The sequence below is a fragment of the Janthinobacterium sp. DSP2-3-3 genome, assembly GCF_049897325.1.
Lineage (GTDB): Bacteria > Pseudomonadota > Gammaproteobacteria > Burkholderiales > Burkholderiaceae_D > Janthinobacterium.
This window is the reverse complement of record NZ_JAFCWA010000004.1, coordinates 286,348-299,900: the sequence shown is the minus strand read 5'-3', so window position 1 is coordinate 299,900 and position 13,553 is coordinate 286,348. Positions and strand designations below refer to the sequence as shown.

The window sequence follows — 13,553 nt, the reverse complement described above, 5'->3', positions numbered from 1 at the left end:
ATTTATTGCACCGCGCCCGCGTGGTAGACGCCGGGTACGGGTTCTCCAGTCACTTCAAGCACGCCCACGGCGCCCTTGCCGGCGCGCGACAGCGCATGGTCGACCAGCAGATAGCTGCCCGGATGCTGTACCTTGAGTTCGACGATGGTCGCGCCGCCCGGTGCCACGAGCGTGGTTTGCACGTCGTGTTTCGGGCTGCTGATCGAGCCCTCGCTGTACACCTTGTCGAAAATCTCGCCGATGATGTGGAAGGACGAAATCTTGTTCGGGCCACCGACGCCGAAATAGATGCGCACCGTCTCGCCGACTTTCGCCTGTAATTTATGCGTCTTGCTCAGGGCGCCCACTTCGCCGTTGAAGACGTAGTAGTCGGGCAGTTCATTGGCCATTTTTTCCAGGTTCGGTTCCTGGTGCACGGGCGCACCGTGCGGACGGCCCGTGTACATCTCGCCCTGCATCACGTAATACTCGCGGTCCACCTTCGACAGGCCGCCTTCCGGTTCGACCAGGATCATGCCGTACATGCCGGCAGCGATATGCTGCGGCACCAAGGGCGTGGCACAGTGATACACGTACAGGCCAGGATTGAGCGCCTTGAAGGTGACTGTTTTTTCCTGACCCGGCGCCACCTGCGTGTGTTGTCCGCCGCCATGGCCGCCCGTCACGGCGTGCAGGTCGATCGAGTGGATCATCTTGCTGTCTTTGGCGTTGAACAGGGTCAGTTCCACCGTGTCGCCCACCTTCGCGCGCAGCATCGGGCCGGGCACCTGGCGATTGAAAGTCCAATACGTAAAACTGGTGCCGTCATCGAGCTTGCCCGGCAATTCCACCGTCTCCATGCGGTATTTCAAGGTTTGCGGCGCGCGCGCGCCGATGGCGGCGGGTACCTGCGCCGGGTTGGCGGCCACGCTGACGGCCGAGGGATCGGGGCCGCGCATCGGCGACGGCGCGGGCGTGTACAGGGCCAGTGCCGCAGCCTGGCTGGACTCGTTGGCAGCGGAGCCGGCGCCAGCAGCCTTCGGAGCTGCGGCTTCGGCCAGCGAAGTGCCGCTCACTTCCAGCTTGCCTTCCATGCCGATCTGGCGGTGGCCGGGAATCGAGCAGTAATAGGTGAACGTGCCGGCGCGCGTGACCGTGAAGCGCACTGTAGTGCTGCCGCTATTGGCGCTGAATTTGCTTGAGGCCACGTTGAGCTGCGGGATCAGCAGGTCGTGCTCGGCGCCTTCGCCGCTTTTCAGCACGAGTTCCACCGTGTCACCCACCTTGGCTGTCAGCACGGGATTGACCTGGCCCTTGGCGTCGATGAATACCATCTTGCCGTCAACGATATTGGTTTGCAGTTCATAGCGTTTGACCGCGGCGGTGGCGGGTTTGGTGACAGTGGCGGCAGCACTGGCCGGCAGGCTCGCCTGGGCTTGCACGGACAGGGGCATGGCCAGGACGCAGACGGCGGCGGCAATGGCGCGGAGGGAGGGAGTCGTTTTCATCAAGCTTTCCTTGGTCTTGTATGCCGGTTCGGCACTCTTACCTACGCAAACGACGTGCCAGGGAAAACTTGTTTTAAATCAACGATTTGAAAAATGCAGGGTCGTTATGACCCTTGTTTGCCGTGGTTCCATGTACCCTGCATGGTACTTATGACCACCACTGCCATCCACCTATTGCTACTCACCGATCTGGTCGCCAACCTGCCCGTGGCCGTGCGCCTGCAGCGCCTGGTTGGCAGCCTGCGCGCGCACTTCGGCTGCGAGGCCGTGGCCTTGCTCAAGCTCGATGGCGAGCACCTGCGCCCCGTGGCGATGGCCGGCCTGGCCAGCGACGCGCTGGGACGCCGCTTCGCCATCGCCGACCATCCGCGCCTGGCCGCCATCCTGCAACGGCGCGGCGTGCTGTGCTTCCATCACGACAGTTCCCTGCCCGATCCCTACGATGGTCTGATCGCCGAACGGGCCGGCGAGCCCTTGCCCGTGCACGACTGCATGGGCATGGCGCTCGACCTGGAAGGCGAACGCTGGGGCGTGATCACGCTCGACGCCCTGCAGGTGGGCACCTTCGACGCGCGCGCGCAGCGCGACCTGGGCGAGCTGGCCTGCGCCATCGAGGCGGCCGTGCGCGTGACCCGCCTGGAAACGGAAATCCGCGCCCTGCGCCTGTCGGGCGGCGCCATGCTGGCCGATGCGCAAGCGCCGCGCGAGGAACACGATTTTGTCGGCCAGAGCAGCGCCATCACGCAGTTGCTGCATGAATTGCAGGTGGTGGCCGAATCGGACTTGCCCGTGCTGCTGCTGGGCGAAACGGGTGTCGGCAAGGAACTATGCGCACACCGCCTGCACCGCCTGTCACGCCGCGCCGGCAAGCCGCTGATCCACGTCAATTGCGCAGCCTTGCCGGAATCCCTGGCCGAGAGCGAATTGTTCGGCCATGTACGCGGCGCGTTTTCCGGCGCCGTCAGCGACCGGCCAGGCCGATTCGAAGCGGCCGAAGGGGGCACGCTATTTCTCGATGAAGTGGGCGAGTTGCCGCTGTCGATACAGGCCAAGCTTCTGCGTACCCTGCAAAATGGCGAAATCCAGCGCCTGGGCGCGGACCGGCCACGCCGGGTCAACGTGCGCGTGATCGCCGCCACCAACCGCAGCTTGCGCGAGCATGTGCGCGACGGCACGTTCCGCGCCGACCTGTATCACCGTTTATCGGTCTATCCCGTGCCGATTCCGCCGCTGCGCGAGCGGGGCAATGACGTGCTGCTGCTGGCCGGCGGTTTCCTTGAGCTCAACCGTGCGCGCCTGGGGCTGCGCAGCCTGCGCCTGTCGGCCGCCGCCGAAAACGCGCTCTGCCACTACCGCTGGCCCGGCAACGTGCGCGAACTCGAACATGTGATCAGCCGGGCCGCGCTGAAAGCCGTCATCCGCGGCGCGAACCGCAAGGACATCGTGACCCTGGAAACGGATATGCTCGATCTCGATGCGCTGGAAGCGCCGGCGGGCACGGACGCGCTACTGCCAGCGCCGGCCACATGCGGCACGCCGGCGGCGCCGCTGCTATCCATGCATCAGATCGTCGAAGCGAGCCAGCGCCAAGCCATCCGGCAAGCGCTGGTCCTGCATCAGGATAATTGGGCCGCCGCCGCGCGCCATCTGGGGATGGACGCCAGCAATTTGCACAAGCTGGCGCGCCGCGTCGGGCTGAAAGCCTGACGCGGCGATGCAACTCAGCGGTGGATCACCAGGGTGGTTGGCAGGCTGTGGAAGTAGGCGGCCAGATCCTTGATGTCCTGGTTGCTCAGCGGTTTCACCTGGCCCGTCATGATGGCGTTATTGCGGCCATTGGCCTTGTCGCCGCGTTTATACGCCGTCAAGGCGTGTTCCAGGTAATCCTTGTGCTGGCCCGCCAGTTTTGGGTACGACGGGTCGATGGGCGAGCCGTAATCCTTGCCGTGGCAGGTGGCGCAGCTGTATTTTTCGGCCAGGGCCTTGCCCGTGTTGATATTGCCGGCGGCGCTGGCACCGAACGAGACGGTGGCACAAACGAGGGCGGCGAGTAGTGTTTTCATCTGGCTGATCCTCAGTTCGGCTTGGCTTGTTGCGCATAATACGCGGCGACATCGGCGATATCCTGGTCCGACAGGCTGCTGGCAATGCCCTTCATGCTAGGGTGCTTGCGATCGCCCTTCTTGTAGGCTTGCAGCGCATTCTCGATATATTTTGCCGGCTGGCCACCGATCATCGGTACCTGGAACACTTCAGGGAAGGTCGCCTTGTAACCGGGAATGCCGTGGCAACCGATACACATTTCCACCTTGGCAGTCGCTGCCTTGGCGTTTCCTACAATGTCAGCCGCTGTGACGGCATTTGCTATGCCGGCAAGCACGAGAAGTGCAAATATTTTTTTCATAGTGGCAAAGTGAACAGAGGTAATCGGAGAAACGCCAGAGCTGGTTTTTATTGATTTTATGTATTGACAATTAAGGTTGACAATTAATCTGCTGCTTGCCGATTCTAGCCAAGATATTCTTGCAAGTCCACCTATAAAACCCGCATTGTAGGCAGGCGGGCACAGGCCGTCCGCGTGGCGGTGCGCCACAGTTCTGTTTATACTCTCCCTTTCCCTACTTTGGCAGACCGCTCATGCAAGCACAGCACACCCAGCAAGGCCAACGCTTCGATGGTTCCGACAGCTATGTCGCCACCGCCGACCTGAAACTGGCCGTGAATGCGGCGCTGACCTTGCAGCGCCCCTTGCTGATCAAGGGCGAACCGGGCACGGGCAAGACCATGCTGGCCGAGGAAGTGGCGGCCGCGCTGAACATGCCGCTGATGCAATGGCATATCAAATCAACCACCAAGGCGCAGCAGGGCCTGTACGAATACGACGCGGTGTCGCGCCTGCGCGATTCGCAGCTGGGCGACGAGCGCGTGCGCGATATCCAGAACTACATCGTCAAGGGCGTGCTGTGGCAGGCATTCACGGCGCCCGAACCGGTGGTACTCTTGATCGATGAAATCGACAAGGCCGACATCGAATTCCCCAACGACTTGCTGCGCGAACTGGACCGCATGGAATTCTATGTCTACGAAACGCGCGAAATGGTCACGGCGCGCCATCGTCCACTCGTCATCATCACCTCGAACAACGAGAAGGAATTGCCGGACGCCTTCTTGCGCCGCTGCTTCTTCCATTACATCAAATTCCCGGACAAAGACACGATGGAGCAGATCGTCGCCGTCCACTACCCGCACCTGAAACAGGAATTGCTGGCGCAGGCGCTGCAAACCTTCTATGAAGTGCGCGATGTGCCGGGCCTGAAGAAAAAACCGTCGACCTCGGAATTTCTCGACTGGCTCAAGCTCCTGCTGGCCGAAGACATCCCGGCCGAAGCCCTGCGCAGCAAGGACAACAAGGCTGTCGTACCGCCGCTGCATGGCGCGCTGCTGAAAAACGAGCAAGACGTGCATCTGTTCGAGCGCCTGATGTTCATGTCGCGCACCAACCGCTAAGGAGCGCCGGTGAACGACATCAGCTCGGACAAGGTCTTCGTGCCCCTGCAACTGCACGGTATCCGCCTCGAAACGCTGGCGCCGCACCACGCGCCCGGCTTGCGCGCGGCGGCCACGGATGGCGAGCTGTGGAATCTGCGCGTCACCTCCGTGCCCGAACCGGACCAGGTGGACCAGTACATTTTCAAGGGCATCGAGATGCGCCCTTCGCGCTTCGCCTTTGCCGTCGTCGACGCGGCCAGCGGCGAGGTGCTCGGCACCACCAGCTACCACGACGTGATAGCAAGTATTGGCCGCCTGGAAATCGGCTACACCTGGTATGCGAAGCGCTGCCAGCGCAGCCACGTCAACACCACCTGCAAATTGCTGCTGCTGGCGCACGCCTTCGACACGCTCGGCTGTGCACTGGTGGGTTTTCGCACCGATAACTTCAACCATGCCTCGCAGGCGGCCATCGAACGCCTGGGCGCGAAGAAGGATGGCGTGCTGCGCCACCATGCGCTGCGCCGCGACGGCACCGTGCGCGACACGGTCATGTACAGCATCACGCGCGGCGAGTGGCCGGAAATTGCCGCCCATCTGCGCTACAAGCTGGCGCAGCGCCCTATCGCCGCCCTGCCTTGCGCAGGAGGTGAAGGGACCGAGGCAGCGACAGAGGAAGCGCCATGCTGATCGATTTCTTCTTCACGCTCAAGGATGCGAAGATTCCCGTCTCGATCAAGGAATTTTTGACGCTGCTTGAGGCGCTGCAAAAGAACGTCATCGACGCTTCGATGGACGATTTTTACTATCTGGCACGCCTGACCCTGGTCAAGGATGAAGCGCATTTCGACAAGTTCGACCGCGCGTTTGCGCAGTACTTCAAAGGCGTCAACGCGGCCTTCGAGTCGAACGCGGCGATTCCCCTCGACTGGCTGCTGAAACGCATGCAGCGCGAACTGTCCGAGGAGCAGAAGGCGCAGCTAGAAAAATTCGGCTACGACAAGCTGATGGACCGCCTGAACCAGCTGCTGAAGGAGCAGAAGGAGCGCCACGAAGGCGGCAGCAAGTGGATCGGCACGGGCGGCACGTCGCCATTCGGCAATGGCGGCACGAATCCGGAAGGCATCCGCATCGGCGGCAAGGGTGGCAACCGCACGGCCGTGAAAGTATGGGAAGCGCGCAGCTACAAGGATTACGACGGCGAGCGCGAACTGGGCACGCGCAACATCAAGGTAGCCTTGCGCCGCCTGCGCAAATTCGCGCGCGAAGGCGCGGAAGACGAACTGGCCCTGGACGCCACCATCGCCGCCACGGCCAACAATGCGGGCTACCTCGACATCCGGATGCGGCCCGAGCGCAAGAACCGCATCAAGGTGCTGATGCTGTTTGACGTGGGCGGCAGCATGGACGACCATATCGAGCGCACCGAGGAACTGTTTTCGGCGGCGAAGACGGAATTCAAGAACATGGAGTTCTTTTACTTCCATAACTGCGTCTACGACACCTTGTGGAAGAACAACCGGCGCCGCAACGCCGAGCGTTTTCCCACCTGGGACGTGCTGCGCAAGTACCCGTCCGACACCAAGCTGATTTTCGTCGGCGACGCCACCATGAGCCCCTATGAAATCCTGCAGCCGGGAGGCAGTGTCGAATACAACAACGAGGAAGCGGGATCGACGTGGCTGGCGCGCTTTACCCAGGCGTTCCCGAAATTCATCTGGCTCAATCCGGAAGCAGAAGGCCTGTGGCAATACCGCCAGTCGATCGGCGTGATGCGGCAATTGATGAACAACCGCATGTTCCCCCTGTCGATCGACGGGCTGGAACGGGGTATGCGTCTGCTCAGTAAATAAAGACGCACGACAAAAAGTCCATGGCGGCAAGTGGCCGCCATGTCGTACACTGCGACACGGCACTACCGTGCGGAGCTTCTCCGCTGCGGGCGGGTACCATACGCTGATACCAGCCCGGCCCTAACCTGCTGCATCCTGTGCGCGGCCGCCATGGCCACGACTCTGTTCGATTGCGCACATGGTGCGCGCCTTCTGCTCCGGTAGAATCGGCGCATCGCTCTGCGCAAACAATGCACCATCGCTGCACCACGACATTGCCGCGCCAGCCTCCGCGCTGCCGGCTGGTGCCAGCGCTATTTCAAAGGAATGAGCATGCAAAGTCTGATCTCGATCGCCGCCGACCTGTCCTGGCCGTTCGCCATTACCCTGGCCTGGGTGGTGGGCGAATTCGGCCACCGCTGGACTGGCCTGCCGCGCATCAGTTTTTACGGCGTGATCGGTTTCGTCCTCGCGCAGACGCAGGTGGGCATCCTGCCGCAGACGGACGCCGGCCCCATGCTGGTGCTGGCCGACGTGGCCTTCGGCCTGATCCTGTTCGAGGTCGGCTACCGCATCAACCTGCGCTGGCTGAAGAACAATCCGTGGATCGCCGTCACGGGCCTGGTCGAATCCCTGCTGACCTTTGCCGTCGTCTACTTCATCGGCATCGAATTCGGCAGCACCTCGATGACGGCGCTGCTGCTGGCGTCCCTGGCCATGTCCACCTCGCCGGCCACCATCATGCGCGTCATCAACGAGGAACGCAGCTCGGGCCAGGTGACGGAACGCATCGTCCACCTGACGGCGCTCAACTGCGTACTGGCCGTCTTCACGTTCAACATCATCGTCGGCTTCTGGATGTTCCAGAGTTCCACCGACTTGATCGAGGCGAGCAGCAGCAGCGCCGCCGTGCTGGCCGCCTCGGTGGCCGCCGGCACCGTCTTTGGCATCGTCGTGCCGGCCATGCTTCGCCGCCTGGGCAATATGGCGCAGGATGCCACCGTCGCATTTGCACTGTCGGTGATGCTGCTGGTCGCCCTGACCTACACCACCAGCCTGTCGCCGCTACTGGCCACCCTGACGTTTGGCCTGGTGGCGCGCCATCGCCGCGTGGCCTTCAGCCAGGCGCAGCGCAATTTCGGCGCGCTGGGCGAGCTGCTGACGGTGCTGCTATTCGTGTATGCCGCCTCGACCCTGGAATGGGCCAGCGTGACGGCAGGCGCGGGCCTGGCACTGGCCGTCGTTGGCGGGCGCCTGCTGACCAAAGTCGTTGGCGTGGCCGCGTTTTCGCATGTGAGCGGCATTTCCTGGCGCAAGGGCGTGCTGACAGGCGTGGCACTGACGCCCGTCTCCGTCTTCATCATCCTGCTTCTCGAGCACGCGCGCCAGCACGGCGTGAACTTCGGCGACGAATTGAACGCCCTGGCCGCCGTCACCCTGGGCCTGGAACTGGTCGGCCCCGTGTTGGTGCAGCGCGTGCTGATGCTGGCCAAAGAAACCCACGAAATCAAGGAGCGCTAAATGCCGCTGGAACCCTTTGGCCAATCGGCCGCGCTGACCTTCGGCGTCGAACTCGAACTGCAACTGGTGAACCTGTCGGACTATGACTTGACGGCCGCCAGCCCCGACCTGCTGCATCTGCTGAATAAAAAACCGTTCCCCGGCAACGTCACGCCGGAAATCACCGAGAGCATGATCGAGATTAATTCGAGCGTGCACACGCATCACGGCCCCCTGCTGGCGCAGTTGCAGGAAATCCGCGACACCTTGATCACGGCCGGCGACAAGCTCAATATCGGCATCGCGGGCGGCGGCACGCACCCGTTCCAGCAATGGTCGTCGCAAAAAATCTTTTCCAAGCCCCGTTTCCAGGAAATTTCGGAACTGTACGGCTACCTGGCCAAACAATTCACCATCTTCGGCCAGCACGTGCACATCGGCTGCGCCTCGGGCGACGATGCCATGTTCCTGCTGCATTCGTTGAACCGCTACATCCCCCACTTCATCGCCCTGTCGGCTTCCTCGCCCTACGTGCAGGGACGCGACACCCTGTTCGATTCAGCGCGCCTGAACTCCGTGTTCGCCTTCCCCATGAGCGGGCGCGCGCCGTTTACGCTGAGCTGGGACCAGTTCTCCAATCAGTACTTCGCCAAGATGGAGAACACGGGCATCATCAAGAGCATGAAGGACTTTTACTGGGACATCCGTCCCAAGCCGGAATTCGGCACCATCGAATTGCGCGTGTGCGACACGCCGCTGACGGTGGAGCGGGCCGCCGCGCTGGCCGCCTACCTGCAAGCCCTGTGCCGCTACCTGCTGGAGCGGAAAGAAACGCCGCCCGTGGAAGACGATTACCTCGTGTATAACTACAACCGCTTCCAGGCTTGCCGCTTCGGCCTCGACGGCGCCATCACGCATCCGAAAACCTACGAAACGATGTCGCTGCGCGAAGACATCATGACCACCCTGCGCAAGATGGAGCCGCACGCCGAGGCACTGGGCAGCACGCCAGCACTGAAACACCTGTCGGACGTGGCCAAGCAATGGAGCGACGCGCAATACTTGCGCAAGCAGCACAGCCTGCAGGGCAGCGCCGAGGGCATGGTCGATTCGGCTATTCGCTGCTTCCGCGGCGAGCCGATGAATTATTGAGGATGCCTGGCCAAACCTGCTGCACGACGGTTTGGCCAGGCATCGTGACTTTTACCCCAATAACGCAACCCAAAAAACCACACCCCATCCCCCCGTCATTTACAGCATCCGCCCCCGCTTGTTACAATAAGTGAGAATGATTCTTATTATTGTTTAAAAATACCAGTCCAGCCGGACCGGCCATGCAAGGGGAACGCGATGCCGCTGGCAAAGCCGCTACAACGCCAGGACATCGCGACACTGTACGCCGACCACCACGGTTGGCTGCAAGGCTGGCTGCGCAAGAAGCTGGGCAGCACGGCTTGCGCGGCCGATGTGGCGCATGACACCTTCATGCGCCTGCTCGACCGCGAAGACGCCGTCGCCGCGCGCGCGCCGCGCGCCTTGCTCGTTACCGTCGCACAGCGCGTGCTGTTCAACCATTACCGCCGCCAGAAACTCGAACAGGCTTACCTCGACGTACTGACGCAACTGCCGCCCCTGCACACACCGTCGCCGGAGGATCGGGCAATGCTGCTGGCCACCGTGTTTGAACTCGACCGCATGCTCGACGGCTTGCCGCCTCCCGTCAAACGGGCTTTTTTACTACGCCAGCTCGATGAGCTGCCGCAGGAAGATATCGCGCGCCAGCTCGGCATCTCGCTGGCCACGGTGAAACGCCATCTGCAGCGGGCCGGTAGCGCCACGCAAGCGTGGCAGCAGTTGCAAACGCAGCACGAGCATCTGCCGCCCGCCATGCACGCGACCCTGCTGCGCGCCTGCGTGCAAGCCAACGCGCCGCGCCGCCATGCCGTCAAGACGCTGGCCCTGCTGCTGGGCTGCGGCGCCTCGCTGTATGCGCTGGAACGCCGCAGCCCATGGCGCGGCTGGACAGCCGACTATCGCACCGGCGTCAACCAGCGCCGCGTGGTGACCCTGAATGATGGCACGCAGCTCACGCTCAATACCAACAGCGCCGTCAACATCGCTTATGACGGTGCACAGCGCCGTATTGAACTGCTGGCCGGCGAAATTTTCATCGCCACCGGCAAGGATGCGGTACAACGTCCCTTCTTCGTCGGCACGCCGCACGGCGGCCTGCAGGCGCTGGGCACGCGTTTCACCGTGCGCCTACACCAGCAATACGCCAGCGCCGGCGTGCTCGAAGGGGCAGTCGCCGTGCTGGCCGGCGATGGCGCACAGCGCCTGGTGCTGCGTCCCGGCGAAGGCGCGCATTTCGACGACATGGGTGTGCACCGCCAGGCGCTGGCGCCGTATGGCGGCGCCTGGCTCGATGGCATGCTGGTGGCGCGCGACATGCGCCTGGCCGATTTCCTCGCCGAGCTGTCGCGCTACAGCAACCATCCGCTGGCCTGCGCGCCGGCCATCGCCGGCTTGCGCGTCTCCGGCTCCTACCCTCTGGCCGATGTCAATGCCATCCTCGACACCGTCAGCGCCAGCCTGCGGCTGCGGCGCAATACCGTCACGCGCTTCTGGGGCCATCAAGTCGTCAGGATCGAACTGGCGGCGCGTTGAAAAAAAGTATTTTCTGCAAAGTGAGCTGTTTCGCCGTGCTCGCGTGACTTGGTAGACAGGTAGTCTCCATCTTGCGCATCCACGAAAGGTTTTATTCCATGCACCACGCTTCGCGTTCCCTCCTTACCCGCACCGTCCTGGCCTGCGCCCTGTCGCAGATCGGCATGGCCCTGGCCCTGCCGGCATCAGCTCAGGCGCAAACCCGGCAAGTGCGCAGCTACAGCATCCCCGCAGCTTCCTTGGGCGACGTGCTGACGCGCTTCGGCAGCGACAGCGCCATCCTGCTGTCGTTCTCCAGCGATGCCACGCAAGGCTTGCGCAGCGCCGGGCTGCAAGGCAGCTACAGCTTGCAGGATGGTTTCCGCGTGCTGCTGGCAGGCAGCGGCCTGCAAGCCGTACCGCAGCCGAATGGCGGCTACCTGCTGCAAAAGATCCCCTCCGGCGCGAATATTCCCTCGGCGGACAGCCGCGGCGTGGCCGTCATGAGCGGCGTCACCGTGATCGCGGCAGCCGAGCGCAACGCCGCCACTAGCGGCACGGGCAGCTATACGGGCGGCCCCGCCAGCGGCGCCACAGGCCTGGCCCTGACGCAACGCGAAACGCCGCAGTCGCTGACCATTGTCACGCGCCAGCAGATGGATGACCAAAACAGCAACGCCGTTTCCGACGTCATGAAGAACGTCAATGGCGTGAGCGTGCAAAACTACGACAGCGACCGCTGGAGCTTCCAGGCGCGCGGCTTTGCCGTCACCAATTTCCAGTACGACGGCGTGTCGGCCATCTATGACGGCGTCTACGACTGGGGCACGACGAACAGCGACATGGCCATCTACGACCGCATCGAAGTGCTGAAGGGCGCGACGGGCCTGATGAGCGGCTCGGGCGACCCGTCGGCCACCGTCAACATGGTGCGCAAGCGCCCCACCGCCAACTTCGAGGGCTCGGCAACCCTGGGCGCAGGATCGTGGGACAACTACCGCGGCGAAGTCGATGTTTCCGGCCCACTGAACGACAGCCGCACGGTGCGCGGCCGCCTGGTGGGCGCCTACCAGGACAAACACTCCTACCTGGACCGCTACAAGCAGCAAAAATCGGTCGCCTACGGCATCGTCGAGGCGGACCTGACACAAGTCACCCTGCTGACGGCAGGCTTCACGCACCAGGATTACAAGCCGCGCGGCTCCACCTGGACGGGCTTTCCTCTGCTGTTTTCCGACGGCACGCGCACGGATTTCCCCACCTCGTGGAATCCTGCCACCGACTGGAGCCGCCGCGACATGCAGAACACCACGCTGTTCACGTCGCTGGAACACAGCTTCGCCAACGCGTGGAAAGTGAAATTGAGCGCCAACCAGTTGCGCAGCAAGCATGACAGCGTGTTGAGCTCGGTCAGCGGCGGCTATCCTAACCCAGTCACAGGGGAAGGCGCCAGCTTCTACATGGGCAAATACGCGGGCGACCGCCGCCAGACCACCTTCAACGTGGACGCCAGCGGCCCGTTTACCCTGTTCGGCCGCCAGCATGAAGCGATGTTCGGCTATTCCACCTCGACGGCAAAACAGGATGGTCCCGTCTATGATTCGGTTTATCCGACCCTGGACAGCAGCTACTTCGACTGGCGTGGCCAGTATGCGGAGCCGGCGTTCGAACACCAGGGAAACGACAACGACAGCACACGCCAGAGCGGTCTGTATGGCGCCGTGCGCCTGCGCCCGAGCGATGCGCTATCGGTGATCGTCGGCACGCGGATCAGCAACTACAAGATGGACCAGAAGCGCAGCTTATTCGACAATGGCACGCCCAGCCATACGCGCATGGACGAAAGCGGCGTCATCACGCCATATGCGGGCGTCGTGTATGACCTCGACAAGACCTATTCCGTGTTCGGCAGCTACACCAGCATCTTCGCGCCGCAGAGCAACCGCGACATCAACCGCAACTTCCTCGCACCCGTGCGCGGCAAGGGTATGGAAGCGGGCGTGAAGGCGGAGTACCTCGATGGCAAGGTCAACGCCAGCGCGTCCCTGTTCCAGATCCGCCAAAGCAATGTGGCCAGCCCTGTGGGCGAAGTCAACGGTGAGTTAGTGTATAAGGCCATCGATGGCGTCACCAGCCGCGGCGCGGAAATGGAAGTAACAGGCGAGGTGCTGAAGGATGTGAAACTGAGCGCCGGCTACACGTATGCGCATGTGCGCGACAAGGATGGCAAGGCAGTGTTCGCGGAAACGATGAAAACCACGCAGCCGGCCCACCTGGCAAGAGTGCAAGGCAGCTGGCGCCTGCCGGCCAGCCTGGACAAAGTGACGGTGGGCGGCGGCCTGACCTGGCAAAGCAGTTTCCACGGCGAGGTCTGGAACCCTGCCACCAACGACAATGCGCGCCTGCAGCAGGGCAGCTATGCACTGGTCAACCTGATGGCGCGCTACGAGATCAGCAAGAACGTCACGGCCAGCCTGAACGTCAACAACCTGATGAACAAAAAATACCTGACGGGTCTGGGCCTGTTCGGAACAGGTTTTTATGGCGAACCGCGCAATGTGATGTTCACCGTGCGCACGAAGTTTTAACGCTAAGTTCT

At 62.6% G+C, this 13,553-nt stretch carries 11 protein-coding genes and 1 pseudogene; 9 read left to right on the top strand and 3 right to left on the bottom strand.

Features of this window, described 5'->3' with window-relative positions; all coding sequences use genetic code 11:
* Positions 1-2: 2 nt before the first annotated feature.
* Positions 3-1,487, bottom strand: coding sequence for a copper-containing nitrite reductase (gene nirK / locus ACP7DE_RS10340; protein WP_426072016.1), 1,485 nt, complete (start codon positions 1,485-1,487; stop codon positions 3-5).
* A 150-nt stretch (positions 1,488-1,637) separates the two neighbouring features.
* Here nirK and norR point away from each other — a divergent pair, with 150 nt between their 5' ends.
* A complete protein-coding gene (gene norR, locus ACP7DE_RS10335; protein WP_426072015.1) occupies positions 1,638-3,194 on the top strand; it encodes a nitric oxide reductase transcriptional regulator NorR in 1,557 nt (518 codons plus the stop codon).
* 14 nt (positions 3,195-3,208) lie between these two features.
* Here the strand turns inward: norR and ACP7DE_RS10330 are convergent, their stop codons facing one another.
* Both ACP7DE_RS10330 and ACP7DE_RS10325 read right to left on the bottom strand, forming a co-directional pair.
* Positions 3,209-3,550 (bottom strand): c-type cytochrome, encoded by a 342-nt coding sequence (locus ACP7DE_RS10330; RefSeq protein WP_426072014.1) that lies wholly within the window; start codon positions 3,548-3,550, stop codon positions 3,209-3,211.
* 11 nt (positions 3,551-3,561) lie between these two features.
* Complete coding sequence (locus tag ACP7DE_RS10325) at positions 3,562-3,891, bottom strand: c-type cytochrome (protein WP_092796428.1); 330 nt, start codon at positions 3,889-3,891, stop codon at positions 3,562-3,564.
* Positions 3,892-4,124: 233 nt separating this feature from the next.
* On the opposite strand from ACP7DE_RS10325, the gene ACP7DE_RS10320 reads away from it, so the two are divergent.
* The 8 genes and pseudogenes from ACP7DE_RS10320 (at position 4,125) to ACP7DE_RS10285 (ending at position 13,542) form a co-directional block, all read left to right on the top strand.
* The gene (locus tag ACP7DE_RS10320; RefSeq protein WP_426072013.1) at positions 4,125-4,994 is read left to right on the top strand and encodes an AAA family ATPase; all 870 of its coding nucleotides are present in this window, start codon (positions 4,125-4,127) and stop codon (positions 4,992-4,994) included.
* A 9-nt stretch (positions 4,995-5,003) separates the two neighbouring features.
* Positions 5,004-5,666, top strand: a complete 663-nt coding sequence (locus ACP7DE_RS10315) for a GNAT family N-acetyltransferase (RefSeq protein ID WP_426072012.1) — start codon at positions 5,004-5,006, stop codon at positions 5,664-5,666.
* Entirely contained in the window at positions 5,660-6,829 is a 1,170-nt protein-coding gene (locus ACP7DE_RS10310) for a vWA domain-containing protein (RefSeq protein WP_426072011.1), read from the top strand. Before ACP7DE_RS10315 ends, ACP7DE_RS10310 begins: the two co-directional genes overlap by 7 nt.
* 312 nt (positions 6,830-7,141) lie before the next feature.
* Positions 7,142-8,329, top strand: a complete 1,188-nt coding sequence (locus ACP7DE_RS10305; protein WP_426072010.1) for a cation:proton antiporter — start codon at positions 7,142-7,144, stop codon at positions 8,327-8,329.
* Positions 8,330-9,460 carry a YbdK family carboxylate-amine ligase gene (locus ACP7DE_RS10300; protein ID WP_426072009.1) on the top strand — a complete coding sequence of 377 codons (1,131 nt, stop codon included), beginning with the start codon at positions 8,330-8,332 and terminating at the stop codon, positions 9,458-9,460.
* 198 nt (positions 9,461-9,658) lie between these two features.
* A pseudogene (locus tag ACP7DE_RS10295) lies at positions 9,659-10,141 on the top strand (sigma-70 family RNA polymerase sigma factor); the annotation flags it as partial.
* Between the two features lie 54 nt (positions 10,142-10,195).
* Positions 10,196-10,975 carry a FecR domain-containing protein gene (locus ACP7DE_RS10290; protein WP_426072176.1) on the top strand — a complete coding sequence of 260 codons (780 nt, stop codon included), beginning with the start codon at positions 10,196-10,198 and terminating at the stop codon, positions 10,973-10,975.
* A 98-nt stretch (positions 10,976-11,073) separates the two neighbouring features.
* Entirely contained in the window at positions 11,074-13,542 is a 2,469-nt protein-coding gene (locus tag ACP7DE_RS10285) for a TonB-dependent siderophore receptor (protein ID WP_426072008.1), read from the top strand.
* The last annotated feature ends 11 nt before the right edge of the window (positions 13,543-13,553 follow it).

Bases quoted from the DNA above. Each gene is read 5' to 3' on its own strand.
- ACP7DE_RS10325 (WP_092796428.1), bottom strand. From the start codon at position 3,891: ATGAAAAAAATATTTGCACTTCTCGTGCTTGCCGGCATAGCAAATGCC.
- ACP7DE_RS10320 (WP_426072013.1), top strand. From the start codon at position 4,125: ATGCAAGCACAGCACACCCAGCAAGGCCAACGCTTCGATGGTTCCGAC.
- ACP7DE_RS10300 (WP_426072009.1), top strand. From the start codon at position 8,330: ATGCCGCTGGAACCCTTTGGCCAATCGGCCGCGCTGACCTTCGGCGTC.
- ACP7DE_RS10285 (WP_426072008.1), top strand. From the start codon at position 11,074: ATGCACCACGCTTCGCGTTCCCTCCTTACCCGCACCGTCCTGGCCTGC.
- ACP7DE_RS10290 (WP_426072176.1), top strand. From the start codon at position 10,196: ATGCACGCGACCCTGCTGCGCGCCTGCGTGCAAGCCAACGCGCCGCGC.
- norR (WP_426072015.1), top strand. From the start codon at position 1,638: ATGACCACCACTGCCATCCACCTATTGCTACTCACCGATCTGGTCGCC.
- nirK (WP_426072016.1), bottom strand. From the start codon at position 1,487: ATGAAAACGACTCCCTCCCTCCGCGCCATTGCCGCCGCCGTCTGCGTC.
- ACP7DE_RS10310 (WP_426072011.1), top strand. From the start codon at position 5,660: ATGCTGATCGATTTCTTCTTCACGCTCAAGGATGCGAAGATTCCCGTC.
- ACP7DE_RS10305 (WP_426072010.1), top strand. From the start codon at position 7,142: ATGCAAAGTCTGATCTCGATCGCCGCCGACCTGTCCTGGCCGTTCGCC.
- ACP7DE_RS10330 (WP_426072014.1), bottom strand. From the start codon at position 3,550: ATGAAAACACTACTCGCCGCCCTCGTTTGTGCCACCGTCTCGTTCGGT.